This is a genomic window from Thalassovita autumnalis (genome assembly GCF_001458255.1).
Taxonomy (GTDB): Bacteria; Pseudomonadota; Alphaproteobacteria; order Rhodobacterales; family Rhodobacteraceae; genus Thalassobius; species Thalassobius autumnalis.
The window spans coordinates 204369-227182 of record NZ_CYSB01000029.1 but is presented as its reverse complement, the minus strand read 5'-3'; the positions used below and the strand labels follow the sequence as shown (position 1 = coordinate 227182).

Sequence of the window (22814 nt, the reverse complement as noted above, 5' to 3'; positions counted from 1 at the left end):
AGAGATAGTTATGAACGATCCTATCGGCGATATGCTCACCCGTATCCGTAACGCTCAAATGCGTGGTAAGGCCTCCGTGTCTACCCCCGCATCCAAGCTGCGCGGCTGGGTTCTGGATGTACTGGCTGACGAAGGCTACATCCGCGGCTACGAAAAAGGCACCGGTGTCGATGGTCATCCGACCCTCGAAATCGAGCTGAAATACTACGAAGGCACCCCTGTCATTCGCGAACTGAAGCGGGTTTCGAAACCTGGTCGTCGCGTATACATGGGCGTCAATGACATCCCCGTTGTCCGTCAGGGCCTGGGCGTGTCGATTGTCAGCACTCCGAAAGGTGTGATGTCGGATGCAAACGCTCGCTCCAACAACGTTGGCGGCGAAGTGCTCTGCACCGTCTTCTAAGGAGGTCTGAATGTCTCGTATTGGTAAAAAGCCGGTCGAACTGCCCAGCGGCGTAACCGCCACTGTGTCGGGTCAGACCATTGAAGTGAAAGGCGCGAAAGCGTCGCAGACCTTCACCGCAACCGATGATGTGACCATCTCTGTTGAAGACAACGCTGTGACCATTACCCCCCGTGGTAAGTCCAAGCGTGCTCGTCAGCAGTGGGGCATGTCGCGCACCATGGTGGCCAACATGGTCAAAGGTGTGACTGTTGGTTTCAAGAAAGAGCTTGAGATCAACGGTGTTGGTTACCGTGCTCAGATGCAGGGCAACACCCTGAAGCTGAACCTCGGTTACTCGCACGACGTGAACTTCGAAGTGCCGGCCGGCGTGACCGTGACCGCACCGAAGCCCACCGAGATCATCATCGAAGGCGACGACGCACAACTCGTTGGTCAGGTCGCGGCAAACATCCGCGAATGGCGTAAGCCCGAGCCCTACAAAGGCAAAGGCATCAAGTACAAAGACGAGTTCATCTTCCGTAAGGAAGGCAAGAAGAAGTAAGGACCAGAGTAATGGCAAACAGCAAAAGAACCCTGTTTCTGAAGCGCCGCCTGCGCGTCCGGAACAAACTTCGCAAAGTGAACGTCGGCAAGCTGCGCCTGTCGGTTCACCGTTCGAACAAGAACATCAGCGCTCAGCTGATCGACGACGTGAACGGTGTAACCCTGGTTTCGGCTTCGTCGCTGGAAAAAGACCTGGGCGTTGTTGGCAAAAACAACACCGAAGCAGCGGCCAAGGTTGGCGCAGCTGTTGCGGAGCGCGCCGTGAAGGCTGGCCACACCGAAGCATACTTCGATCGTGGCGGTTTCCTGTTCCACGGCAAAGTGAAGGCCCTGGCCGACGCTGCGCGTGAAGGTGGCCTGAAGGTCTAATGACCTGCGGGGGGCGTCCGTCGCCCCCCCGATGATCCGGGGCTGTCCCTTATGGGGCGGTCACCAGGATTGAACAAACAGGCGCCGCAATGCGCCATTCAGAAAGGAATGCCGAAATGGCAGAACGTGAAAACCGCCGGGACCGTCGCGATCGTGACGAAGCTCCGGAATTCGCAGATCGTCTCGTCGCGATCAACCGTGTGTCGAAAACCGTAAAAGGTGGTAAGCGCTTCGGCTTCGCCGCTCTGGTGGTTGTCGGCGATCAGAAAGGCCGTGTTGGCTTCGGTAAAGGTAAAGCGAAAGAGGTCCCTGAGGCCATTCGTAAAGCCACCGAGCAGGCCAAGCGTCAGATGATCCGCGTACCTCTGAAAGAGGGCCGCACCCTGCACCACGACATGGAAGGTCGTCACGGTGCCGGTAAAGTCGTCATGCGCACCGCACCTGAAGGTACCGGTATCATCGCCGGTGGTCCGATGCGTGCCGTCTTCGAGATGCTGGGCATCAAAGACGTTGTGTCGAAGTCGATCGGTTCGCAGAACCCCTACAACATGATCCGCGCAACCCTCAACGGCCTGACCAAAGAGTCGAGCCCGCGTTCGGTTGCCGCACGTCGTGGCAAAAAAGTTGCTGACATCCTGCGCAAGGATGAAGCACCTGCCGCCGCAGACTCGTAAGGAGAGCGTCCCATGGCTAAAACCATCGTTGTAAAACAGATCGGCTCGCCGATCCGTCGTCCCGCAGACCAGCGCGCCACCCTGGTGGGTCTGGGTCTGAACAAGATGCACAAAACCCGTGAGCTGGAGGACACTCCTTCGGTCCGCGGCATGGTCAACAAGATCCCGCATCTGGTGGAAATCATCGAAGAGCGCGGCTAAGCCGATTGCTTCTTGAGAATTGGAAACGCCCCGGCTGATTGGTCGGGGCGTTTTCGTTTAGGCCTCGGCCGGTGTGACCGCCGGGATCCAGCTGCGGCGCGGCCAGTAGGTGGCCGCAATCAGATACCCCAGCGCAATGTTCATCGTCAGATAGAGCAGCGTCGTCACAGGTGACAGCAGCGCCACCGGGGCAAAGAGGACCACGGCACGGGCCAGCCAGCGAGTTACCGCCGCCACACGCGACTCCTGCAGGATCAGGAATGACAGGGTAAGCGTCAGCAAGAGGCCGAAGTTGAACTTGCTCTGCGTTACCACCGTTTCAAAGGTGATCCGCGCCATATCGGGCATCACACCACGTTCGGCGGCGGCTGCCATGGCCAGGATGTGGTTGTTTTCGATGAAATCCAGCCCAGCCGTCATCATCACGGCGATCAGTGCCAGGATGCTCGCCATGCGCCGGTCCGGCAGCAGCTGCACCATGGCAAAGACCATCGTGACGTAAGAAAAGATATACATCGTATCCAGCGGGTAGATCAGCCGCAGCACGGGAGCGGCATCGATGATGGCGGCGCTAAAGGCTTCGGGCGTGTTGTGGCGTAGGATAGATTCGAAATCCTGAAACCCGGTGCCGTTCTGCATAGAAATCGCCACCATGGTTGCAACCAATGTGGCCCCAATCGCTGCGCTGACGGCCACCAGGCGGCGCAAGTCTTGTTCGGTCATCTCTTGTCCTCTCAATAAGTGTGTCGCCGCTTACCCGCGACTCAGTTCCAATAGTGAACTCACTATTGGATTGCATGGTCAGTTCAGTTTTGCAACTCTCTCGTTAGAAGGGGCCCTCAGATGAAACGGAATGACTTCTCGCAGTGGGATTGCGCCTTGGCGCGCACGGTGGACGTGATTGGCGATTGGTGGACGCCCCTCATCCTGCGCGATGCGGCGCGGGGGGTGACGACCTTTGATGACTTTCACCTGTCCCTTGGCATCAGCCGCAACACGTTGACCCAACGCCTGAACAGTTTGGTGGATCACGGGGTGCTGGCCAAAACGCTCTATAGCGAAAGACCCAAGCGCTATCGCTATGCCCTGACCGAACAGGGCGTGGATTTGGTGCCGGTGCTGATGGCCATGGCAAGTTGGGGGCAGAAGTGGCTGCAGGATGTATCCCCGCCGTTTCGGGTGCGGCACAAACGCTGCGGCCATGAAGCAACGGCGATGGTGGTCTGTGCCTGTTGCGGCGAACCCCTGGCGTTGAGCGATCTGGAGCCGTTGCCGAAGGGCGAAAGCGCCTGAGGGCCGTGGATCTGCCGCCTCTGCGACGCTGAAATGACGGTCAGACGACAGTTTAGCGATTTAGCCATGCATTTTCTGCAGAGCAATAGGGCGGAGTCTGCGATTCTCCTGCCGTTGGGTCAGGCCTATATAGGCGCTGTCACCAAGAGAGACAGAACATGACCCCGGGGAATAGGCCCCGTTCGCACTCAAGGAGTAACAGATATGGCTTTTGCAGCTACCCACACCACCGGCTTTCACCCGATTGCACGCCTGAACGCCGCCCTGACCGAATTCCGCGCCGCACGCAAACGTCGCGCCGCATATGACGAAACCGTACGCGAACTGAGCGCGCTGACCAACCGCGAGCTGTGGGACCTGGGCGTTGATCGCCACGACATCCCGCGCATCGCCCGCGAGCACGTCTACAACGTCTAAGATCTGAACACAGATCTGCAGGATTTACGCCTCCGCAATAGCGGGGGCGTTTTGTGTATCGGGGGGCTGTCCCCTCGGTTCAGAAGCGTCCGGGTCGCAAACACCCGGCACATGGGGCAGGGGGTCTTGATCCGCTGGCCTCTGTCGCGTATACGCGCCCGGTGGTCCCTTGTGGGCCACAGAATCAACAAGCAAAAAACGCCGTGTTTGGCCCGCTTACGCTTCAGGGGTCAGTTCCGGCAAGGAGAAGCGAAATGAAACTGAATGAACTCCGCGACAATCCTGGCGCAACCAAAAAACGTATGCGCGTAGGCCGTGGCCCCGGCTCTGGTAAGGGTAAAATGGGTGGCCGTGGTATCAAAGGTCAGAAGTCGCGTTCGGGTGTATCGATCAACGGCTACGAAGGTGGCCAGATGCCATTGTACCAGCGCCTGCCTAAGCGCGGTTTCAACGTACCGAACCCCAAGAAATATGCCGTTCTGAACCTGGGCCTGCTGGCCAAGTTCATCGAAGCCGGCAAGATCGACGCTTCGGCACCGATCACCGAAGACGTTCTGGTCGAAAGCGGCCTGATCCGTCGCAAACTGGACGGTATCCGCATCTTGGCCAAAGGTGAATTCAACACCAAAGTTGAGCTGGATGTGACCGGTGCGTCCAAGTCGGCCGTTGAAGCTGTCGAAAAAGCTGGCGGCTCGCTGAAGGTCAAAGGCGCGTAAGTCACGCGTTAACGGGTTGTGAGCGGCGCCTTAGCCGCTTACATAAGATCCCAGTTTTCCTAAGAACGCCGCCGGAGCTGGAAAACGCTCTTGGCGGCGTTGTCATATAAGAGAGACCGCCGCATGGTATCTGCAGTAGAACAAATGGCAGCGAACACCAGCTGGTCCGCCTTCGGCAAGGCGACTGAGCTGCGCAGCCGCATCCTGTTCACCCTGGGCCTTCTGATTGTTTATCGCCTTGGCACCTTCATTCCCGTTCCCGGCATCGACGGCAACGCCCTCCGTGAGTTCATGGAAGGTGCAGCGGCCGGTCTTGGGGGGATCCTCTCCATGTTCACCGGTGGTGCGCTGGGGCGGATGGGGATCTTTGCCCTTGGCATTATGCCCTATATTTCGGCCTCGATCATTGTTCAGCTGCTGACCTCGATGGTTCCGGCGCTGGAACAGTTGAAGAAAGAGGGCGAACAGGGCCGCAAGAAGATCAACCAGTACACCCGCTACGGCACCGTGTTCCTGGCCACCGTACAGGCCTATGGTCTGGCGGTCAGCCTTTACACCGGTGATCTGGTGCAGGCTGACATCGGCTATTGGTTCTTCGTGGCCTCCTGCGTGATCACCCTGGTAGGCGGCACCATGTTCCTGATGTGGCTGGGCGAGCAGATCACCCAGCGTGGCATCGGCAACGGCATCTCTCTGATCATCTTCGTCGGCATCATCGCCGAGGTTCCTGCTGCACTGGCCCAGTTCCTGAGCCAGGGGCGTTCGGGCGCCATCAGCCCCGGTGTGATCATCGGCGTGCTGCTGATGGTCGTGGGCACCATTGCATTTGTGGTCTTCATGGAGCGTGCGCTGCGTAAGATCCACATTCAGTACCCGCGCCGTCAGGTGGGCATGAAAGTCTATGACGGTGGCTCCAGCCACCTGCCGATCAAAGTGAACCCCGCGGGTGTGATCCCGGCGATCTTCGCCTCGTCGCTCCTGTTGCTGCCGACCACGATCTCGACCTTCTCGGGCAACCAAACCGGTCCGGTCATGTCGACCATCCTGGCCTACTTCGGCCCCGGTCAGCCGCTTTACCTGCTGTTCTTCGTGGCGATGATCGTGTTCTTCGCCTTCTTCTACACCTTCAACGTTTCCTTCAAACCGGATGATGTTGCTGACAACCTGAAGAACCAGAACGGCTTTATCCCAGGCGTGCGCCCGGGCAAGAAAACCGCTGAGTATCTGGAATACGTCACCACCCGTGTGCTGGTTCTGGGTTCGGCCTATCTGGCGGCGGTGTGCCTGTTGCCGGAAATCCTGCGCAGCCAGCTGGCCATTCCCTTCTACTTCGGTGGTACCTCGGTGCTGATCGTCGTGTCGGTGACCATGGACACCATCCAGCAGGTGCAAAGCCATCTTTTGGCCCACCAGTACGAAGGTTTGATTGAAAAATCTCAGCTGCGCGGCAAAGGTAAGAAACGCAATCGTAAGGGACCGTCTCGTCGATGAACATTATTCTGCTTGGACCGCCCGGCGCGGGTAAAGGAACTCAGGCTGCGAAACTCGTTGAGGATCGCAACATGATTCAGCTCTCTACCGGCGATATGCTGCGCGAAGCCAGATCCAGTGGCACCGAGATGGGCAAAGTTGTTGCTGAGGTGATGGACCGTGGTGGTCTGGTGACAGATGAGATCGTCATTGGTCTGATCCGCGAAAAGCTGCAGGGCGACAAAAAGGGTGGTTTCATCTTTGATGGCTTCCCGCGCACCCTGCCGCAGGCCGATGCGCTGGCCGAACTGCTGGAAGAGCAGGGCGAAACCCTGGCAGCGGTTATCGAAATGCAGGTGGACGATGAGACGCTGGTGAAGCGTATCGTGAACCGCGCTGCCGAAGCGGTTGCTGCCGGTAAAGAGGCGCGTGCTGACGATAATGAGGAAAGCGTGCGCTTCCGTCTGACGGAATACTACAAAAAGACCGCTCCGCTGATCGGCTATTACTGGGCCAAAGGCCTGTCGACCGCGGTGGATGGTCTGAACGACATCGAAACCGTGTCCGCCGACATCGCCAAGGTGCTGGACGCCTAATCAGGTCGGTAAAGCTTTTGAAAACCCTTGGCAGATTGCCGGGGGTTTTTGCTATTCAGCTTGCAGCCGTTCAGGCGCATTTCCGGCGAAGCTCAGCGGCCTGCCGAATGAGCCGCCACTTCTGCGGCTGGACGCCCGAATGCCGACAAGGTGTTTCGTCTAGGTCGCAGAGACGCAGTTTGACGTGTTTCATAAGGCCGAAACCCTTTCGCTGCTTGACCTCCTCTGGGAAACTTCATAAGTACCAACATCTCTTTGAGAGAATCATTTTGTGTCGCGGCGCTTTGGCCGGGATACAGACCACCTAGATCAGCAAAGGCCCGGTGATATCCCGCCGGGCTTGATGTTGTGAAAAAAGGTTCTGGAACTACGGAACCGCAACTGAAAAGGAAAGTGACACGTGGCACGTATCGCCGGCGTTAACATCCCGACCTCTAAACGGGTCCCGATCGCCCTCACCTACATCACTGGCATCGGCCAGACCTCGGCCGAAGCAATCTGCGAAGCCGTGAAAATCGACTTTACCCGTCGCGTCAACGAACTGTCGGACGCCGAAGTGCTGGCCATTCGTGAGCACATCGACGCCAACTACACCGTTGAAGGTGACCTACGTCGTGAAGTGACCATGAACATCAAGCGCCTGATGGACCTGGGCTGCTACCGTGGCCTGCGCCACCGTCGTAACCTGCCGGTTCGCGGTCAGCGTACTCACACCAACGCTCGTACTCGCAAAGGCCCCGCAAAGGCCATTGCCGGTAAGAAGAAGTAAGGGAGGTAGCTACCAATGGCACGTGATACCCGTCGTGGGGGCAAGAAAAAGGTCTCCAAAAACATCGCAGCTGGCGTTGCACACGTAAACTCCAGCTTCAACAACACCAAAATCCTGATCTCTGACGTGCAGGGCAACGCCATTTCGTGGTCGTCTGCCGGCACCATGGGTTTCAAGGGCTCGCGTAAGTCGACCCCTTATGCCGCTCAGATGGCTGCTGAAGACGCAGGCAAAAAAGCGCAGGAACACGGTGTTAAAACCCTGGAAGTTGAAGTTCAGGGCCCCGGTTCGGGCCGTGAATCGGCTCTGCGCGCACTGGCCGCGATTGGTTTCAACATCACCTCGATCCGTGATGTAACCCCGATCGCACACAACGGCTGCCGCCCGCCGAAACGCCGCCGGGTTTAATCCAGCTTTTAAGACTGGGGCTGTGTCTGAGACGCGGCCCCAGTATGTCATTTTGAAACCTCGGGCGTTCTGTCTTTGGGACATGGGGACAGAACAGGAATGGAGGGACGCATGATCCACAAGAACTGGGCAGAATTGATCAAGCCGACCCAGCTTGACGTGAAGCCGGGCAACGACCCGACTCGTCAGGCAACCCTGGTTGCCGAGCCGCTGGAACGCGGTTTTGGTCTGACCTTGGGCAACGCGCTGCGCCGCGTTCTGATGAGCTCGCTGCAGGGCGCAGCCATCACCAGCGTTCAGATTGACAACGTTCTGCATGAATTCTCCAGCGTTGCTGGCGTGCGTGAAGACGTGACCGATGTGGTTCTGAACCTCAAAGGTGTGTCGCTGCGCATGGAAGTCGAAGGCCCTAAGCGCCTGTCGATCAACGCCAAAGGTCCGGCAGTTGTGACTGCTGGTGACATTTCGGACAGCGCTGGCATCGAGATCCTGAACAAGGAACACGTGATCTGCCACCTGGACGATGGTGCCGATCTCTACATGGAACTGACCGTCAACACCGGCAAAGGCTACGTCCCTGCGGACCGTAACAAGCCGGAAGATGCGCCCATCGGCCTGATGCCGATTGACGCCATCTACTCGCCGGTCAAAAAGGTTTCGTATGACGTTCAGCCGACCCGTGAAGGTCAGGTTCTGGACTATGACAAACTGACCATGAAGGTGGAAACCGACGGTTCGATCACCCCGGAAGATGCGATCGCATTTGCGGCGCGCATTCTGCAGGATCAGCTGTCGATCTTCGTAAACTTCGAAGAGCCCGAAGCCGCTGGCCGTCAGGACGAAGACGATGGTCTCGAGTTCAACCCGCTTCTGTTGAAGAAAGTGGACGAGCTGGAACTGTCGGTACGTTCGGCCAACTGCCTGAAGAACGACAACATCGTTTACATTGGCGACCTGATCCAGAAAACCGAAGCCGAGATGCTCCGCACCCCGAACTTCGGCCGCAAGTCGCTGAACGAGATCAAAGAAGTTCTGTCGGGCATGGGCCTGCACCTGGGCATGGATGTCGAGGACTGGCCGCCGGATAACATCGAAGATCTGGCGAAGAAGTTCGAAGACGCTTTCTAAGCCATACAGAATACCGGGGCGGTCCAGTGGGCCGCCCTGCGTTGCAAATGCCCGGACCTGCCGGGGACCATCTGGGTCACAAGACCCCAAGGAGAGCCCGCGACACGCATCGCTGGCCTGACAAAGCAAAAACGCAAGACTTAGGAGATAAACAATGCGTCACGCTCGTGGTTACCGCCGCCTGAACCGTACTCATGAACACCGCAAAGCGCTGTTCTCGAACATGGCCGGTTCGCTGATCGAACATGAACAGATCAAAACCACCCTGCCGAAAGCAAAAGAACTGCGCCCGATCATCGAAAAGATGATCACTCTGGCGAAACGTGGCGATCTGCACGCCCGTCGTCAGGCAGCTTCCAAGCTGAAGCAGGACCAGTATGTCACCAAACTGTTTGACGTTCTGGGCCCGCGCTACAAGGACCGTCAGGGCGGCTACGTCCGTATCCTGAAGGCCGGCTTCCGCTATGGCGACATGGCACCGATGGCGATCATCGAATTCGTTGATCGTGACGTCGACGCCAAAGGCGCGGCTGACAAAGCCCGCGTTGCAGCTGAAGAAGCAGCGGCTGACGAATAAGATCCTCGGTCATTAGACCGGACCTTTGCCCCCGTACCAGAAATGGTGCGGGGGTTTTTCTATGTCGTGCTTTGACGGGCTTGCCTGCGCTTATGCGCGTTGTAGAGCCAGGGCGCGGCGATTTTTTCATAGCCCCAGCAGGCCAGCTGATAGACCCCGGGCAGGCGGCCCAGGCGCGCTGCAAACCGGTACCGCGGTAGCTGCTCCCAGAGGATCAGGAAAGCGTCAAAACCGACGTAGAGCTGCCCCTGATGCAACACGTGCAGACGCTTGGCCGCGTCCTCAGCGCTGACGCCCCAGCCTGACAGGTCCACGCTGTTCAGATCCTCGAATCCCAGGGGCAGGGCGCGGGCCTCAGCATATACCGCGTAGTGGCCAATCTCAGCGTTGCAGATCGGACAATCCGCATTGTAGAGCGTGCGTGTTTCTGGTGACTTTGGCATCAGGCAGGTCCTGTCATTTCCAGACAGAGGTAGCGCGCAGTTTCTGGGTGTCATCCCCAAACCCCTAAAATTGCGCCGTTTTTTCCGCCTTTACAGAATCCCGAATCGCCGTTAGCGTCTGGACATGACCTACCAGACCGCATCTTTTTGGTATTACTTTTATCCGAGCCATCCGGCGGTCGGAGGGGTCTGCGCGTACTGAATTACCAGAACATACGCACCAGAGATACCAAACGAACCGCCCCCTCCGGGCGGTCTTTTTGTATCCGCCCAAGGTTCAGGACCAAGGGGGCATCCAGACAGACAAAATCTAGGACGCCACAAAATGACCACCCAAACCGAAAACCTGCGCATCGCCGATATGATGGAAATGCGCGCCCCCGATGAACTGGCGGCCAAGCTGCCGATCACCGCCAAATCAATCCGCACTGTGCTGGACGGCCGGGCGGCGGTGCAAAAGATCCTGCATGGTCACGATGATCGTCTGATCGTTGTGGTCGGCCCCTGTTCGATCCACGATCCCGAAGCGGCGGTCGACTACGCCAAGAAGCTGCAGCCACTGCGTGAGGAGCTGGGCGACAATCTGGAGATTGTCATGCGGGTCTACTTTGAGAAACCGCGCACCATTTCGGGCTGGAAAGGGTTGATCAATGATCCCGGTCTGGATGGATCTTTCTGCATCGATGCGGGCCTTGAGGTGGCGCGCCAGCTGCTGATCGATGTGAACCAGATGGGCCTGCCGGTTGGAACGGAGTTCCTGGACAGCGCCGTGCCACAATACATCAGCGATCTGGTCAGCTGGGCCGCTATTGGTGCGCGCACCACTGAAAGTCAGATCCACCGGGAAATGGCTTCGGGCCTCAGCTGCCCGGTTGGCTTCAAAAACGGCACCCGGGGCAACGTCCAGATCGCCATTGATGCGGTACGTTCGGCGGCACATCCCCATCATTTCATGGCGCTGGCGAAAAACGGCCGCGCGGCGATTGCGGCGACCAATGGCAATCCGGATTGCCACATCATTCTGCGCGGCGGTGGCGGCACCAACTTTGACGCGACCTCAGTCGATGCGGCCTGCCGGATGGCGGAACAAGACGGTATTCGCCCTCATGTGATGATCGACGCCAGCCATGCCAACAGCGGCAAGGATCCGTTGAAACAACCCGCCGTGCTGGAAGACATCGCCGGCCAGATGGAAGCAGGCGACCGCCGCATCACCGGTGTGATGATCGAAAGCAATCTGGTTGAGGGCCGTCAGGATCTGGTGAAAGGCCAGAAGCTGGTCTACGGCCAGTCGATCACTGATGGCTGCCTTGGTTGGGAGGATACCGAATTCATGCTGCGCCGTCTGGCACAGGCGGTGGACACCCGCCGGGCCATGCCGATGCGCAAAGCCGGCTGATTTCAGCCAAGTCATTACAGGGTTCTCCCCGGTCGGCCGGTCCGCCTTGCATTCGCAACGGGCCGGCCGCATATCATCTGCAAGATTGATTTAGAGGATCCCCATGTTGCGCACGCTGCCTGCATTCGTTTTTGCCCTTTCACTTGGCATCACCTCGGTGATCACCCCTGCGGTGGCTGAGACCAAGATCCCCACATCGCAGGCTGAGATCGCATTGGGCTTTGCGCCTTTGGTCAAACAGGCCGCGCCCGCCGTTGTGAACATCTACGCGAAACGCATTGTGCAGGCCCGTCAGAGCCCATTTCAAAACGATCCGTTCTTCCGCAACTTCTTCCGGGATTTTGGCGAAAGCCGCCCCCAGGTGCAGAACTCACTCGGATCGGGCGTGATCCTGTCGGCGGATGGCTATGTGGTGTCGAACTTCCATGTGGTGGGCGGCGCGACGGATATCCGCGTGGTGCTGAAGGACCGGCGGGAATATGCGGCTGAGGTTGTGCTGGCGGATGAAGACAGCGATCTGGCAATCCTGAAACTGAAAGACGCCCCTGAAATGCCCTACCTGCCGCTGCGCGACAGCGGCGCGGTGGAGGTCGGGGAACTGGTGCTGGCCATCGGCAACCCCTTTGGGATCGGCCAGACCGTCAGCAGCGGCATCGTATCTGGTCTGGCGCGATCCGGTGTCGCCACAGGCGCGGCGCGGGGCTATTTCCTGCAGACCGACGCGGCGATCAACCCTGGCAACTCGGGTGGGGCATTGATTGACGTAAATGGCGCGCTGATTGGGGTGAACACCTCAATCCTGACGCGCTCGGGTGGCTCCAACGGGGTGGGTTTTGCCATTCCTTCTGATCTGGTGGCGCAGTTCGTGGCGCAAGCCCGTCAGGGGTTTGAGACCTTCCAGCGTCCCTGGGCCGGGATGAGCGGGCAAACGATCGACAATGATATTGCCGAGAGTCTGGGGCTGGACCGGCCCGGTGGGGTTCTGATTTCCGGCCTGCATGAAGCCAGCCCGTTTCGCGCCGCTGGCGTTGAGGCAGGCGATGTGATCCAGCTGGTCGCAGGCGCTGAGGTGAACAGCCCACAGGAGATGATTTTCCGCATGTCCGTTGCAGGGCTGGGCAGCACGGTGCCGGTGACGCTGTACCGCGATGGCAGCCGGCAGGATGTTGAGGTGTCATTGGTCCTCGCCCCCGAGGATCCGCCGCGCGCCACACTGACCTTGAATAAAGGCGCAGCGCTGCCTGGCCTGCAACTGTCGCAGGTGAACCCGGCAGTGGTGGCGCAATACGGGTTGCGGTTTGACACATCGGGCGTGGTGATTGAGGATCCGGGCCCCTACGGCGCGCAGGTTGGTCTGCGCACGGGCGATCTGGTGCTGGGCATCAACGGTGTGGAAACAGACAGCCCCCAAGCTGTGGCTAAGGCGCTGGATCAGGCCAGCCGCCGCGTCGCCATTGTGGTGCAACGCGGGTTGCAGCGGGTGCAGATCCGGTTCAGACTCTGACCCATGGCTGATCTTTTTCAATCTGAAACCCCCGCACCCGTGGCGGATACGGCGCCGCGCCCGCTGGCGGACCGATTGCGGCCCAAATCCCTGTCCGAGGTGATCGGCCAGCAGCAGGTTCTGGGTGAGGAGGCACCGCTGGGCGTGATGCTGCGATCAGGCAGCCTGTCTTCGCTGATCTTCTGGGGGCCGCCGGGGGTGGGCAAGACAACCATCGCGCGACTGCTGGCGGATGAAACGGATTTGCACTTCGTCCAGATCAGCGCGATTTTCACCGGGGTTCCGGAGCTGCGCAAAGTCTTTGAGGCCGCCAAGATCCGGCGTCAGAACGGGCAGGGCACGCTGCTGTTCGTGGATGAGATCCATCGGTTCAACAAGGCGCAGCAGGATGGCTTCCTGCCCCATATGGAAGATGGCACCATCCTCTTGGTCGGGGCGACCACGGAAAACCCCAGTTTTGAATTGAACGCAGCGGTTCTGTCTCGTTCGCAGGTGTTGGTGCTGGAACGGCTGTCGCCTGAGGAGCTGGAGGCGCTGACCGCCCGCGCCGAGGCTGAGCTGAACCGCCAACTGCCGCTGGACAAGGACGCGCGCGACGCGCTGTTGGAAATGGCCGATGGCGACGGGCGTGCATTGCTTAATCTGATCGAACAGGTTGCCGCCTGGCAGGTCGATGCACCGCTGAATCGCGAAGCCCTGTCAAACCGGCTGATGAAACGCGCAGCCAAATACGATAAATCCGGTGAGGAACATTATAACCTCATCTCAGCGCTGCATAAATCGGTGCGCGGCTCAGATCCTGATGCGGCGCTCTACTGGTATGCGCGTATGCTCGAAGGTGGCGAAGATCCCCGCTATCTGGCGCGCCGTTTGCTGCGCATGTCGGTCGAAGATATCGCGTTGGCGGATCCACAGGCCCAAACCGTCTGTATGCACGCCTGGGAGGCCTATGAGCGCCTCGGCTCTCCCGAGGGGGAATTGGCGCTGGCGCAGGCGGTGATTTATCTGGCCCTCGCGCCGAAAACCAACGCCGGCTACATGGCTTATAAGGCAGCGCGCCGTGCCGCCAAGAAACACGGCTCAGAGCCGCCGCCCAAACACATCCTGAACGCACCGACCCAGATGATGAAGGATCAGGGCTACGGCACGGGCTACGCCTATGACCACGACGCCGAAGATGGCTTTTCGGGCCAGAACTACTTCCCCGAAACCATGCCGAGGGAACAGTTCTATCAACCGGTGGAACGTGGGTTTGAGCGTGATCTGAAAAAGCGGCTGGAGTATTTTGAGAACCTCCGGCGTAAGCGCGGCGATTAGCGTCGTGCAGATGAGTATTTGGGAAACGATGAAGGCACTTTCACTGTTTCAAAAATACTCAAACTGCAACACATCAGGTTGCTATGCGTCCGGGGCATAGGCGGCACCCGCGCTGCAAAACTTGACAATTCACCCCTCAACCCGCAGGAGGGGCGCCATGTTGACCACCGCATTCCATGTGGCCCTTGGCGGGGCCTTGGGCGCCGTGATGCGCTATCTCTCGGGGGTGGCCATTTTCAAACTACTGGGGTCTGGTTTTCCGCTGGGCGTGTTGTTTGTGAATGTGCTGGGCTCGGGCCTGATGGGGATGTGTGTGGTCTATCTGGGCCAGAAAGGTCTGAGTCAGCTGAACCCGTTTTTGATGACGGGAATTTTGGGCGGCTTTACCACGTTTTCGGCCTTTTCTTTGGAAGCCTACACGCTGTTCGAACGCGGGCAGCTGGGGTGGGCGGCGCTTTATGTTGGGCTGTCGGTGGTCTGTTCGCTGGCAGCACTGGTGGCAGGCGTTTACTTGATGCGATGGGTGTTGGCATGAGCCGGGTACAGATGATCACAGTGGGGCCGGGTGACGGCGATCAGCGGTTGGACCGCTGGCTGAAACGGATGTTCCCGCATGTTGCGCAGGGCCGCATTGAGAAGATGTGCCGCAAAGGTGAGCTGCGCGTCGATGGCGGCCGGGTCAAGGCCTCTACCCGGTTGGAAACCGGTCAGACCGTGCGTATTCCGCCGCTGCCAGAGGCGGGGGAACAGCCCGCTGAGCCTGCCAAACCCAAGATTTCGCCCGCGGATGAAAAGCTGATCCAGTCCTCCGTGATCTACCGCGATGACCATATCATCGCGATCAACAAACCCGCCGGCCTGCCGACCCAGGGCGGCAGCAAGCAGAAACGCCATGTGGATGGTCTGGCGGAGGCGCTGAAGTTTGGTTTTGAGGAAAAACCGCGGCTGGTGCATCGCCTTGATAAAGACACCTCGGGCGTGCTGTTGCTGGCGCGGACCCGTCAGATCGCGCAGGCCCTGACTGCCGCGATCCGTCACAAACAAACGCGCAAGATCTATTGGGCGTTGGTGGCCGGGGTGCCGACCCCCTATCTGGGGGAGGTGAAATATGGTCTGGTGAAAGCGCCGGGTCATGGCCGCCACGGCGAAGGTGAGAAGATGATCTGCGTGCACCCGCGTGAGATTGATCGCACTGATGGCGCGAAACGGGCGCATACGCTTTATGCCACGCTTTACCGTGTGGCGGGGCGTGCGGCCTGGGTGGCGATGGAGCCGGTGACCGGCCGCACCCATCAGCTGCGTGCGCATATGGCTGAGATTGGCCACCCGATCATCGGCGATGGCAAATATGGTGGCTCGGGTCAGGAAAATCTGGGCGACGGTTGGGGCGCTCAGCTGGGGGGTGCCATTTCGAAGAAGCTGCACCTGCATGCGCGCCAGATGCAGTTTGAGCATCCGGTGACCGGCAAGGTGACCTCTATCGAAGCGCCGTTGCCTGAACATATGGCGCACAGCTGGGAAACGCTGGGCTGGTCCGAAGACCTGATCGAACACGACCCGTTTGAGGGTCTCAGATGAGCGCCGATCTGCGGCTGATCCTCTTTGATGTGGATGGCACGCTGGTTGACAGTCAGGCCCATATCGTCGCCTCCATGACCCGGTCGTTTGAGGCGATGGATCTGGCGGCTCCCAGCCGTGAAGAGACGCTGAGCATCGTGGGGCTGTCCCTGCCGGTTGCCGTTGCGCAGTTGGCGCCGGCGCTGTCCGCGACGGATCAGGCCGCGGTCGTCGAGGGGTACAAACAGGCCTATATGCAGATCCGGGCTGAGCAGGGATCGGCGCAGTCATCGCCGTTTTACCCCCATGCCCGGAAGGTGCTGCAGGAATTGGCGGCGGTGGATCACTACCTGTTGGGAATCGCTACGGGGAAGTCCCGTCGTGGATTGGATGCCTTGTTGGCGGGGCATGGGTTGGAAAAGATGTTCCTGACCCAGCAGGTTGCGGACCATCACCCCTCCAAGCCGCATCCGGCCATGATCGAAACGGCGCTGGCCGAAATGGGGGTGGCCCCGGACCAGGCCGTGATGATCGGGGATACGGTGTTTGACATGGAAATGGCCCGCGCCGCAGGTGTTTCGGCGATTGCCGTTGAATGGGGCTATCACGACACGGCGCGACTGGCGCCCTTGGCGGATCACGTCATCAGTGACTTTCGCGCCTTGCCGCAGGCGATCGCGCAGATTTGGGAGAGCGATAAATGAGCATCATGAAGCCAAAACGCTTCTGGAAAGAGGCCGCCGTTGCCGAAGTTGAAGGTGGTTTCCGGGTCGAGTTGGACGGCCGCCCGGTGCGGACCCCGGCCAAAACGCAGGTGATTCTCCCCACCAAAGGGTTGGCTGAGGCCATCGCGGCTGAATGGGATGCCCAGGAAGGTGAAGTAGATCCGGCCAAAATGCCCTTTACCCGCACCGCGAATTCAGCGCTGGACAAGGTCGCCACACAGCAGGCAGAGGTCGCAGACATGCTGGCGGAATATGGGGGCACGGATCTGCTGTGCTATCGCGCCACGTCTCCGCAGGAATTGATCAGCCGTCAGGCGGCAGCCTGGGATCCGATGTTGGATTGGGCTGAGGCCGAATTGGGCGCCCGTCTGGCGATTGGATCGGGCGTGATGCATGTCGCGCAGGATCAAGCTGCATTGGACATCTTGGCGGCGCGCGTTCATGAAATGAACAACTTTAAGTTGGCTGGTTTCCATGATCTCGTTGGCATTTCAGGCTCCCTCGTTCTGGCCTTTGCGGCGGCGTTCAACCAACAGGAGATTGACGCTATCTGGGCCTTGTCGCGGATTGACGAAACCTGGCAGGAAGAGCAGTGGGGTGTTGACGAAGAAGCGGCGGAACAAGCTGCTGTGAAGAAAAGTGAATTTCTTCACGCAAAAAGTTTCTTCGATCTCAGCTGACCCCTGTATTTGCAGCATTTTTTACGCGTCCCTTCAGGGAAACTATACGAATGCTTCGGTTTTTGTGATCTTCGGGTTGACCTTTTGCGATGAATCCGCCTAATGTTTCGACATTGCCGGGGCTGCCCCCGGCTTTATCGCCCTCGGCCCGAACCGGGGCCGAAGCATAACCGTCCATCAACAGGGCGGATAATCAGGAAGAGGTAAACATGAAAAAATCCGTATTTCTTGGCGCGCTGACCGTTGCTGGCCTGGCAGCCGGTGCCGCAGCAGCCGGGACCCTCGACGACGTGAAAGCACGCGGCAAGCTGAACTGCGGCGTGACCACTGGTCTGGTTGGTTTCGCAGCGCCTGACGCAAACGGCAACTGGGATGGCTTCGACGTTGGCGTATGCCGCGCCGTTGCAGCAGCTGTACTGGGCGACGCTCAGGCAGTTGAATTCGTTCCCACCACCGGTAAAACCCGCTTCACCGCTCTGGCCTCCGGCGAGATCGACATGCTGGCGCGTAACACCACCTGGACCTTCTCGCGCGACGTCGACCTGAAGTTCGAATTCGTTGGCGTGAACTACTACGACGGTCAGGGCTTCATGGTTCCGAAAGAGCTGGGTGTATCCTCGGCCAAGGAACTGGACGGCGCCACCGTTTGTATCCAGACTGGTACCACTACCGAGCTGAACCTGGCGGACTTCTTCCGCGCGAACAACATCAGCTACGAGCCGGTTCCGATCGAAACCAACGCAGAAGCACAGCAGCAGTACCTGGCTGGCGCATGTGACGTATACACCACCGACGCTTCGGGCCTGGCCGCTACCCGCGCCACCTTCGAAGCTCCTGGTGACCACGTTGTTCTGCCCGAAATCATCTCGAAAGAGCCGCTGGGCCCGCTGGTCCGTCACGGCGACCACGAGTGGGGTGACGTTGTACGCTGGACCCTGAACGCGCTGATCTCGGCTGAAGAGCTGGGCGTGACCTCGGCCAACATCGCTGAGCTGGCAGCTGGCACCGACGTTCCGGAAACCAACCGTCTGCTGGGCACCGAGGGTACTCTGGGCGAAATGCTGGGTCTGGAAGCTGACTGGGCCGTGAAAGCAATCGCCGCCGGTGGTAACTACGGTGAGCTGTTCGAGAAGAACATCGGTGAAGCAACCCCGATCGCCCTGTCGCGCGGTCTGAACGCTTCCTACAAAGACGGCGGTCTGCTGTACTCGCCGCCGTTCCGTTAAGGACATCTGGTAATGAAGGGCGCGGCCAAGGCCGCGCCCTTTGACTAACTGACAGGTAAAAGTTCGACCAATAGGCCGCAAAAAAGGCCAGTGAAAACAACAAGGTCGACAGACGGGGACATCCCAAATGACAACACTCACCGACCCTCCGAAGGAGTCGTTTCGGCTATCTATGCTGATTTACGACACCCGGTATCGCTCGTTGACCATCCAGGTCATCGCGATGATCGGCTTCATGGTTCTGATCGGCTGGCTGATTTCCAACACCGCTCAAAACCTTCAGGCGCTTGGCAAAGAACCTAGCTTCCGTTTCCTCAGCGAACCGGCAGGCTATGATATCAACCAACGTCTTATCGAATATGATTCCCAGGCCACCCACTTGCGTGCTGCCTTTGTTGGCATCCTTAACACGCTGCTGGTGGCGGTAATGGGCTGTATCACGGCCACCATCCTGGGTGTGATTATCGGCGTTTTGCGCCTTTCCAAAAACTGGCTCATCTCGCGTTTGATGACGATCTATGTTGAAATGTTCCGCAACGTGCCGCTGCTGTTGTGGATCGTGTTCATCATGGCGATCCTGATCGAAACGTTGCCGGCACCGCGGGCGTTCCGGGGCGAAACCCCCGAAGCGACCATGAATCTGGCAGACAGTGTGGCCATCACCAACCGTGGTGTGTATGTGCCCGAGCCGCTGTTTTCCAACAGCCTTGGCAACATCCACCTGTTTGGCGAACACAGCCTGCGGTTTGACATCTCGCTGGATCTGATTGCGGTTCTGGCAGCGCTGTTCATCGGCCTGTTCATCCGCCGCAAGATCAAAACCCGCGCAGATGCCATTCAGGAAAGCACCGGTGATCGTCCGACCACCTGGTACCTGAGCCTGGGCGCTGTTGTGATCCCGACCGGCGCTGTGCTGATCGCACTGGGCTTCCACCTTGGCTACCCGGAGCTGAAAGGCTTCAACTTCAAAGGTGGCATTCACATGCGTAACTCGTTGATTGCGCTGTGGTTGGCTCTGTCGCTTTATACGGCAGCCTTTATCGCTGAAATCGTGCGTGCAGGTATCCTTGCGATCTCCAAGGGTCAGACCGAAGCCGCGTCGGCCCTGGGTCTGCGTCCCAACCGGACGATGAGCCTGGTGATCCTGCCGCAGGCGCTGCGGGTCATCATCCCGCCGCTGATTTCGAACTACCTGAACCTGACCAAGAACTCTTCGCTGGCAATTGCGGTGGGCTACATGGACCTCACCGGCACGCTGATGGGCGTGACGCTGAACCAGACCGGCCGTGAGCTTGAAACCGTTCTGATGGGCATGAGCATCTACCTGGCAATCAGCCTGCTGATCTCGATGGTCATGAACTGGTACAACAACAGCGTCAAACTGGTGGAGCGGTAATATGAGCGACGTATCTTTTGTTCGCACTGAGATGCTGCCGGAACAAGATCCGCCAGCAAGCTCGGTTGGGGTTGTCGGCTGGATGCGTGAGAACCTGTTCTCGGGCGTCTGGAACTCGATCCTGACAGTGATCTCCGGGGTGTTCATCTTCTACACCCTCTATGGTCTGCTCTCCTGGGCGATGGTGCCCACTTGGGCAGCAGGTTCGCTGAATGAGTGCCGTGAAATCCTGCACAACATGGGCCGTGAAGGCCACCTGGCAGGCGCCTGCTGGGGCGTGATCTCGGAACGCTGGGAGCAGCTGATGTTCGGCTTCTACCCGAACGGTTCGGAAGAAGGCACAGCCGATCTGCGCTGGCGTCCGGTTCTGGCCTTTGTTCTGTTGATCGTGGCACTGGCACCGGTTCTGTTTGCAGACAAGGTTCCGGGCAAGCTGATCTACCTCAGCATGGCCTATCCCTTCCTGCTGCCGTTCCTGCTGTGGGGCGGGTCGATCTGGTCGCCCATCGCCGTCGCCGCCGGTTTCGGTGTGGGCTATGCCGCCTATCGTGTCATCGATGGGGTCGCTGGCAGCCTGGCAGCTGTGATTGGATCGGTCGTCGCTGCAATCCTCTGGTGGCTCTTCCTTGCATCCCCTGTTGCGGGGCTGCTGGCGGATATCATCCCGCTGGGCCTGGAGCCGGTTGAAAGCCGTAAGTTTGGTGGCTTCATGCTGTCGATCACCATCGGTGTTGTGGCCATTGGCCTGTCGCTGCCGATCGGGATCGTTCTGGCGCTTGGCCGTCAGTCGGATCTGATGATCGTCAAGTCGCTCTGCGTTGGCTTCATCGAGTTCATCCGTGGTGTACCGCTGATCACCCTGTTGTTCGTCGCATCGACGCTGCTGAACATCTTCATGCCTCCGGGCACGGATTTTGACATCATCATGCGCGTGTTCATCATGGTGACCCTGTTTGCATCGGCCTATATGGCCGAGGTGATCCGGGGTGGTTTGGCCGCTTTGCCGAAAGGCCAGTACGAAGGGGCCGACTCGCTTGGTCTGAACTACTGGCAGGCACAGCGCCTGATCATCATGCCGCAGGCGCTGAAGATCTCGATCCCTGGGATCGTGTCGACCTTCATCGGCGTTTTCAAAGACACCACGCTGGTGTCGGTGATCGGCCTGTTTGACCCGCTGAACTTGACCAACGCCATCCGCGCGGACTCCAACTGGAACGGGATTGTCTGGGAACTCTACGGCTTCATTGCTGTGCTGTTCTTCATCTTCTGTTTCTCCATGTCCCGCTACTCCATGTATCTTGAGCGCAAGCTCAGAACTGACCATCACTAAGGAGATCATGATATGTCTGATCTTGCTGTAGACCGCGATATCGACCGCTCCAAGATGCAAGTCTCGGATGAGGTTGCGATTGAAATCTCGAACATGAACAAGTGGTACGGTGCGTTCCACGTTCTGCGCGACATCAACCTGACCGTAAACCAGGGCGAGCGTATCGTTATCGCTGGCCCCTCGGGCTCCGGTAAATCGACCCTGATCCGCTGCATCAACCGTCTGGAAGAACACCAGGCGGGGCGGATCATCGTTGATGGGACTGAGCTGACCTCGGATCTGAAAAACATCGATAAGATCCGGTCCGAAGTTGGTATGTGCTTCCAGCACTTCAACCTGTTCCCGCACCTGACCATTCTGGAAAACCTGACCCTCGCCCCGATCTGGGTGCGCAAGACGCCCCGTAAAGAGGCGATTGAGACGGCGATGTACTTCCTTGAGAAGGTGAAGATCCCGGATCAGGCCAACAAGTACCCGGGCCAGCTGTCCGGTGGTCAGCAGCAGCGTGTGGCGATTGCCCGCTCGCTCTGCATGAAGCCGCGCATCATGCTGTTTGACGAACCCACCTCGGCGCTTGACCCAGAGATGATCAAAGAGGTGCTCGACACCATGATCGAACTGGCCGAAGAGGGCATGACCATGCTCTGCGTGACCCACGAGATGGGCTTTGCCCGTCAGGTGGCCAACCGCGTGATCTTCATGGACCAGGGCCAGATCGTGGAACAGAACGAGCCGGAAGAGTTCTTCAACAACCCGAAGAGCGACCGGACCAAACTGTTCCTCAGCCAGATCCTGGGGCACTAAAATGGCTTTGCTCGGCCTCCGCTTCGCCCATGTGGCACCAGAAGCTGAGGCCGAGGGCATTGCCAAGGCCCTGCGGGGCCTTGGCCTTTCCCCGAAACACTTCCCCGAGGCGGAGGGGTTTCCGGGCACGATTTTCCCAACAGATGACGAGAAAAGCTGGGCCGAGTTCTGGCACGCCAGTGAGGAAATGCCGGCGGGCACCATGCTGCAGCTTGTTGTTGATGATGCAGATATGATGGCAGCAGAGGCCCGTCAGAACGGGCTGGAGCCGCAGGGCCCGATGGAGGCCCATGGTGAGCGGATTTATTTCCTGACGCTGCCCGGTGGTCTGCAGATGAGCTTTCAGTCCAAGCTCTGAGCTTGTTCCACACCTGCCAGTAATTTGCCTAGCAGTCGCGACAGCTCCGCCTGCTCGTTTGCGTTTAGCCCTGCTGTCAGACGGTGCTGATTGGCGACATGTTCGCTGACGCAGCCCTCAATCAGCTGAAACCCGGCATCGGTCAGCTGCACGGTCACGCTGCGCGCGTCGGTCGCGGATTTCACCCGTTCGATCAGGCCCTGTGCTTCCAACCGGTCCAGCCGGTTGGTCATCGTGCCTGAGGTGACCATCGTCCAGTCTATCAGTTCCGACGGGGTCAGCGCGTAGGGCGCACCGGACCGCCGCAAAGTGGCCAGCACATCAAAGCTGGCTGAGTTGAGCCCATGTGCCTTGAACACGATCTCCATCCCATGCCCCAAAGCCTGGGCGAGTCGCTTGTTGCGGCCGATAAGCGCCATGGGCAGCAGCTGCAGGTCAGGGCGTTCGGCGGCCCATTGCGCCAAAATTCTGTCGACGTTATCCATGTTTAGCAGATTTTCAGCAAACT

29 protein-coding genes are annotated in these 22814 nt (G+C 58.9%); 26 read left to right on the top strand and 3 right to left on the bottom strand.

Annotated elements, in window-relative coordinates; translation table 11 throughout:
* Positions 1-10 precede the first annotated feature (10 nt).
* From rpsH to rpmD, 5 genes are all read left to right on the top strand, one after another.
* Positions 11-403 (top strand): 30S ribosomal protein S8, encoded by a 393-nt coding sequence (rpsH, locus tag TL5118_RS11515; protein ID WP_058245147.1) that lies wholly within the window; start codon positions 11-13, stop codon positions 401-403.
* A 10-nt stretch (positions 404-413) separates the two neighbouring features.
* Entirely contained in the window at positions 414-947 is a 534-nt protein-coding gene (rplF, locus tag TL5118_RS11510) for a 50S ribosomal protein L6 (RefSeq protein WP_058245146.1), read from the top strand.
* 11 nt (positions 948-958) lie between these two features.
* Complete coding sequence (gene rplR, locus TL5118_RS11505; protein ID WP_058245145.1) at positions 959-1318, top strand: 50S ribosomal protein L18; 360 nt, start codon at positions 959-961, stop codon at positions 1316-1318.
* 116 nt (positions 1319-1434) lie between these two features.
* Entirely contained in the window at positions 1435-1992 is a 558-nt protein-coding gene (gene rpsE / locus TL5118_RS11500) for a 30S ribosomal protein S5 (protein ID WP_058245144.1), read from the top strand.
* Positions 1993-2004: 12 nt separating this feature from the next.
* A complete protein-coding gene (gene rpmD / locus TL5118_RS11495; RefSeq protein ID WP_037311717.1) occupies positions 2005-2193 on the top strand; it encodes a 50S ribosomal protein L30 in 189 nt (62 codons plus the stop codon).
* Between the two features lie 57 nt (positions 2194-2250).
* Here rpmD and TL5118_RS11490 read toward each other — a convergent pair whose 3' ends face one another.
* Complete coding sequence (locus TL5118_RS11490; RefSeq protein ID WP_058245143.1) at positions 2251-2916, bottom strand: hypothetical protein; 666 nt, start codon at positions 2914-2916, stop codon at positions 2251-2253.
* Positions 2917-3036: 120 nt separating this feature from the next.
* Between TL5118_RS11490 and TL5118_RS11485 the strand changes: the two genes are divergently transcribed.
* The 9 genes from TL5118_RS11485 to rplQ all read left to right on the top strand — a co-directional run bounded on the left by TL5118_RS11485 (position 3037) and on the right by rplQ (position 9567).
* On the top strand, positions 3037-3486 hold the full coding sequence (locus TL5118_RS11485; RefSeq protein WP_058245142.1) for a winged helix-turn-helix transcriptional regulator: 450 nt from the start codon (positions 3037-3039) through the stop codon (positions 3484-3486).
* A gap of 204 nt (positions 3487-3690) precedes the next feature.
* The gene (locus tag TL5118_RS11480; protein ID WP_058245141.1) at positions 3691-3903 is read left to right on the top strand and encodes a DUF1127 domain-containing protein; all 213 of its coding nucleotides are present in this window, start codon (positions 3691-3693) and stop codon (positions 3901-3903) included.
* Between the two features lie 254 nt (positions 3904-4157).
* The gene (gene rplO / locus TL5118_RS11475; RefSeq protein ID WP_058245140.1) at positions 4158-4619 is read left to right on the top strand and encodes a 50S ribosomal protein L15; all 462 of its coding nucleotides are present in this window, start codon (positions 4158-4160) and stop codon (positions 4617-4619) included.
* 123 nt (positions 4620-4742) lie between these two features.
* Positions 4743-6110, top strand: coding sequence for a preprotein translocase subunit SecY (secY, locus tag TL5118_RS11470; RefSeq protein ID WP_058245139.1), 1368 nt, complete (start codon positions 4743-4745; stop codon positions 6108-6110).
* Positions 6107-6685, top strand: a complete 579-nt coding sequence (locus TL5118_RS11465) for an adenylate kinase (protein WP_058245138.1) — start codon at positions 6107-6109, stop codon at positions 6683-6685. The genes secY and TL5118_RS11465 overlap by 4 nt, the downstream gene beginning before the upstream one ends.
* Positions 6686-7085: 400 nt before the next feature.
* Entirely contained in the window at positions 7086-7454 is a 369-nt protein-coding gene (rpsM, locus tag TL5118_RS11460; RefSeq protein ID WP_058245137.1) for a 30S ribosomal protein S13, read from the top strand.
* 15 nt (positions 7455-7469) lie between these two features.
* A complete protein-coding gene (gene rpsK / locus TL5118_RS11455) occupies positions 7470-7862 on the top strand; it encodes a 30S ribosomal protein S11 (protein WP_058245136.1) in 393 nt (130 codons plus the stop codon).
* A 111-nt stretch (positions 7863-7973) separates the two neighbouring features.
* The gene (locus TL5118_RS11450) at positions 7974-8990 is read left to right on the top strand and encodes a DNA-directed RNA polymerase subunit alpha (protein WP_058260789.1); all 1017 of its coding nucleotides are present in this window, start codon (positions 7974-7976) and stop codon (positions 8988-8990) included.
* Between the two features lie 154 nt (positions 8991-9144).
* The gene (gene rplQ / locus TL5118_RS11445; RefSeq protein ID WP_058245134.1) at positions 9145-9567 is read left to right on the top strand and encodes a 50S ribosomal protein L17; all 423 of its coding nucleotides are present in this window, start codon (positions 9145-9147) and stop codon (positions 9565-9567) included.
* Positions 9568-9626: 59 nt separating this feature from the next.
* On the opposite strand, the gene TL5118_RS11440 is transcribed toward rplQ, so the two are convergent.
* Positions 9627-10010, bottom strand: a complete 384-nt coding sequence (locus TL5118_RS11440) for a thiol-disulfide oxidoreductase DCC family protein (protein WP_058245133.1) — start codon at positions 10008-10010, stop codon at positions 9627-9629.
* Positions 10011-10335: 325 nt separating this feature from the next.
* Between TL5118_RS11440 and TL5118_RS11435 the strand changes: the two genes are divergently transcribed.
* From TL5118_RS11435 to TL5118_RS11380, 12 genes are all read left to right on the top strand, one after another.
* The gene (locus TL5118_RS11435; protein ID WP_058245132.1) at positions 10336-11409 is read left to right on the top strand and encodes a 3-deoxy-7-phosphoheptulonate synthase; all 1074 of its coding nucleotides are present in this window, start codon (positions 10336-10338) and stop codon (positions 11407-11409) included.
* A gap of 103 nt (positions 11410-11512) precedes the next feature.
* Complete coding sequence (locus TL5118_RS11430) at positions 11513-12913, top strand: trypsin-like peptidase domain-containing protein (RefSeq protein WP_058245131.1); 1401 nt, start codon at positions 11513-11515, stop codon at positions 12911-12913.
* Between the two features lie 3 nt (positions 12914-12916).
* Positions 12917-14230: a replication-associated recombination protein A gene (locus tag TL5118_RS11425; RefSeq protein ID WP_058245130.1), complete on the top strand. Its 1314-nt coding sequence runs from the start codon at positions 12917-12919 to the stop codon at positions 14228-14230.
* 157 nt (positions 14231-14387) lie between these two features.
* Positions 14388-14765 carry a fluoride efflux transporter CrcB gene (crcB, locus tag TL5118_RS11420; protein ID WP_058245129.1) on the top strand — a complete coding sequence of 126 codons (378 nt, stop codon included), beginning with the start codon at positions 14388-14390 and terminating at the stop codon, positions 14763-14765.
* Positions 14762-15808, top strand: coding sequence for an RluA family pseudouridine synthase (locus TL5118_RS11415; RefSeq protein WP_058245185.1), 1047 nt, complete (start codon positions 14762-14764; stop codon positions 15806-15808). The genes crcB and TL5118_RS11415 overlap by 4 nt, the downstream gene beginning before the upstream one ends.
* The gene (locus TL5118_RS11410; protein WP_058245128.1) at positions 15805-16491 is read left to right on the top strand and encodes an HAD-IA family hydrolase; all 687 of its coding nucleotides are present in this window, start codon (positions 15805-15807) and stop codon (positions 16489-16491) included. The genes TL5118_RS11415 and TL5118_RS11410 overlap by 4 nt, the downstream gene beginning before the upstream one ends.
* The gene (locus tag TL5118_RS11405) at positions 16488-17192 is read left to right on the top strand and encodes an ATP12 family chaperone protein (RefSeq protein WP_058245127.1); all 705 of its coding nucleotides are present in this window, start codon (positions 16488-16490) and stop codon (positions 17190-17192) included. The genes TL5118_RS11410 and TL5118_RS11405 overlap by 4 nt, the downstream gene beginning before the upstream one ends.
* A gap of 209 nt (positions 17193-17401) precedes the next feature.
* Positions 17402-18418, top strand: a complete 1017-nt coding sequence (locus tag TL5118_RS11400) for an amino acid ABC transporter substrate-binding protein (RefSeq protein WP_058245126.1) — start codon at positions 17402-17404, stop codon at positions 18416-18418.
* Positions 18419-18545: 127 nt separating this feature from the next.
* Positions 18546-19814 carry an amino acid ABC transporter permease gene (locus TL5118_RS11395; protein WP_058245125.1) on the top strand — a complete coding sequence of 423 codons (1269 nt, stop codon included), beginning with the start codon at positions 18546-18548 and terminating at the stop codon, positions 19812-19814.
* A gap of 1 nt (position 19815) precedes the next feature.
* Entirely contained in the window at positions 19816-21144 is a 1329-nt protein-coding gene (locus tag TL5118_RS11390; RefSeq protein WP_058245124.1) for an amino acid ABC transporter permease, read from the top strand.
* Between the two features lie 12 nt (positions 21145-21156).
* Positions 21157-21948 (top strand): amino acid ABC transporter ATP-binding protein, encoded by a 792-nt coding sequence (locus tag TL5118_RS11385; RefSeq protein WP_058245123.1) that lies wholly within the window; start codon positions 21157-21159, stop codon positions 21946-21948.
* A gap of 1 nt (position 21949) precedes the next feature.
* Positions 21950-22306: a VOC family protein gene (locus tag TL5118_RS11380; protein WP_058245122.1), complete on the top strand. Its 357-nt coding sequence runs from the start codon at positions 21950-21952 to the stop codon at positions 22304-22306.
* On the opposite strand, the gene TL5118_RS11375 is transcribed toward TL5118_RS11380, so the two are convergent.
* Positions 22291-22791 carry a MarR family winged helix-turn-helix transcriptional regulator gene (locus TL5118_RS11375; protein WP_058245121.1) on the bottom strand — a complete coding sequence of 167 codons (501 nt, stop codon included), beginning with the start codon at positions 22789-22791 and terminating at the stop codon, positions 22291-22293. The two genes, TL5118_RS11380 and TL5118_RS11375, sit on opposite strands and share 16 nt — an antisense overlap.
* Between the last annotated feature and the right edge of the window lie 23 nt (positions 22792-22814).

Bases quoted from the DNA above. Each gene is read 5' to 3' on its own strand.
- TL5118_RS11435 (WP_058245132.1), top strand. From the start codon at position 10,336: ATGACCACCCAAACCGAAAACCTGCGCATCGCCGATATGATGGAAATG.
- rpsK (WP_058245136.1), top strand. From the start codon at position 7,470: ATGGCACGTGATACCCGTCGTGGGGGCAAGAAAAAGGTCTCCAAAAAC.
- TL5118_RS11430 (WP_058245131.1), top strand. From the start codon at position 11,513: ATGTTGCGCACGCTGCCTGCATTCGTTTTTGCCCTTTCACTTGGCATC.
- TL5118_RS11440 (WP_058245133.1), bottom strand. From the start codon at position 10,010: ATGCCAAAGTCACCAGAAACACGCACGCTCTACAATGCGGATTGTCCG.
- rplF (WP_058245146.1), top strand. From the start codon at position 414: ATGTCTCGTATTGGTAAAAAGCCGGTCGAACTGCCCAGCGGCGTAACC.
- TL5118_RS11375 (WP_058245121.1), bottom strand. From the start codon at position 22,791: ATGGATAACGTCGACAGAATTTTGGCGCAATGGGCCGCCGAACGCCCT.
- TL5118_RS11490 (WP_058245143.1), bottom strand. From the start codon at position 2,916: ATGACCGAACAAGACTTGCGCCGCCTGGTGGCCGTCAGCGCAGCGATT.
- TL5118_RS11415 (WP_058245185.1), top strand. From the start codon at position 14,762: ATGAGCCGGGTACAGATGATCACAGTGGGGCCGGGTGACGGCGATCAG.
- TL5118_RS11380 (WP_058245122.1), top strand. From the start codon at position 21,950: ATGGCTTTGCTCGGCCTCCGCTTCGCCCATGTGGCACCAGAAGCTGAG.
- TL5118_RS11410 (WP_058245128.1), top strand. From the start codon at position 15,805: ATGAGCGCCGATCTGCGGCTGATCCTCTTTGATGTGGATGGCACGCTG.
- rpsH (WP_058245147.1), top strand. From the start codon at position 11: ATGAACGATCCTATCGGCGATATGCTCACCCGTATCCGTAACGCTCAA.
- TL5118_RS11480 (WP_058245141.1), top strand. From the start codon at position 3,691: ATGGCTTTTGCAGCTACCCACACCACCGGCTTTCACCCGATTGCACGC.
- rplO (WP_058245140.1), top strand. From the start codon at position 4,158: ATGAAACTGAATGAACTCCGCGACAATCCTGGCGCAACCAAAAAACGT.
- TL5118_RS11425 (WP_058245130.1), top strand. From the start codon at position 12,917: ATGGCTGATCTTTTTCAATCTGAAACCCCCGCACCCGTGGCGGATACG.
- TL5118_RS11465 (WP_058245138.1), top strand. From the start codon at position 6,107: ATGAACATTATTCTGCTTGGACCGCCCGGCGCGGGTAAAGGAACTCAG.
- TL5118_RS11390 (WP_058245124.1), top strand. From the start codon at position 19,816: ATGAGCGACGTATCTTTTGTTCGCACTGAGATGCTGCCGGAACAAGAT.
- rplQ (WP_058245134.1), top strand. From the start codon at position 9,145: ATGCGTCACGCTCGTGGTTACCGCCGCCTGAACCGTACTCATGAACAC.
- TL5118_RS11395 (WP_058245125.1), top strand. From the start codon at position 18,546: ATGACAACACTCACCGACCCTCCGAAGGAGTCGTTTCGGCTATCTATG.
- TL5118_RS11405 (WP_058245127.1), top strand. From the start codon at position 16,488: ATGAGCATCATGAAGCCAAAACGCTTCTGGAAAGAGGCCGCCGTTGCC.
- rplR (WP_058245145.1), top strand. From the start codon at position 959: ATGGCAAACAGCAAAAGAACCCTGTTTCTGAAGCGCCGCCTGCGCGTC.
- TL5118_RS11450 (WP_058260789.1), top strand. From the start codon at position 7,974: ATGATCCACAAGAACTGGGCAGAATTGATCAAGCCGACCCAGCTTGAC.
- secY (WP_058245139.1), top strand. From the start codon at position 4,743: ATGGTATCTGCAGTAGAACAAATGGCAGCGAACACCAGCTGGTCCGCC.
- crcB (WP_058245129.1), top strand. From the start codon at position 14,388: ATGTTGACCACCGCATTCCATGTGGCCCTTGGCGGGGCCTTGGGCGCC.
- TL5118_RS11400 (WP_058245126.1), top strand. From the start codon at position 17,402: ATGAAAAAATCCGTATTTCTTGGCGCGCTGACCGTTGCTGGCCTGGCA.
- rpsE (WP_058245144.1), top strand. From the start codon at position 1,435: ATGGCAGAACGTGAAAACCGCCGGGACCGTCGCGATCGTGACGAAGCT.
- TL5118_RS11385 (WP_058245123.1), top strand. From the start codon at position 21,157: ATGTCTGATCTTGCTGTAGACCGCGATATCGACCGCTCCAAGATGCAA.
- rpmD (WP_037311717.1), top strand. From the start codon at position 2,005: ATGGCTAAAACCATCGTTGTAAAACAGATCGGCTCGCCGATCCGTCGT.
- TL5118_RS11485 (WP_058245142.1), top strand. From the start codon at position 3,037: ATGAAACGGAATGACTTCTCGCAGTGGGATTGCGCCTTGGCGCGCACG.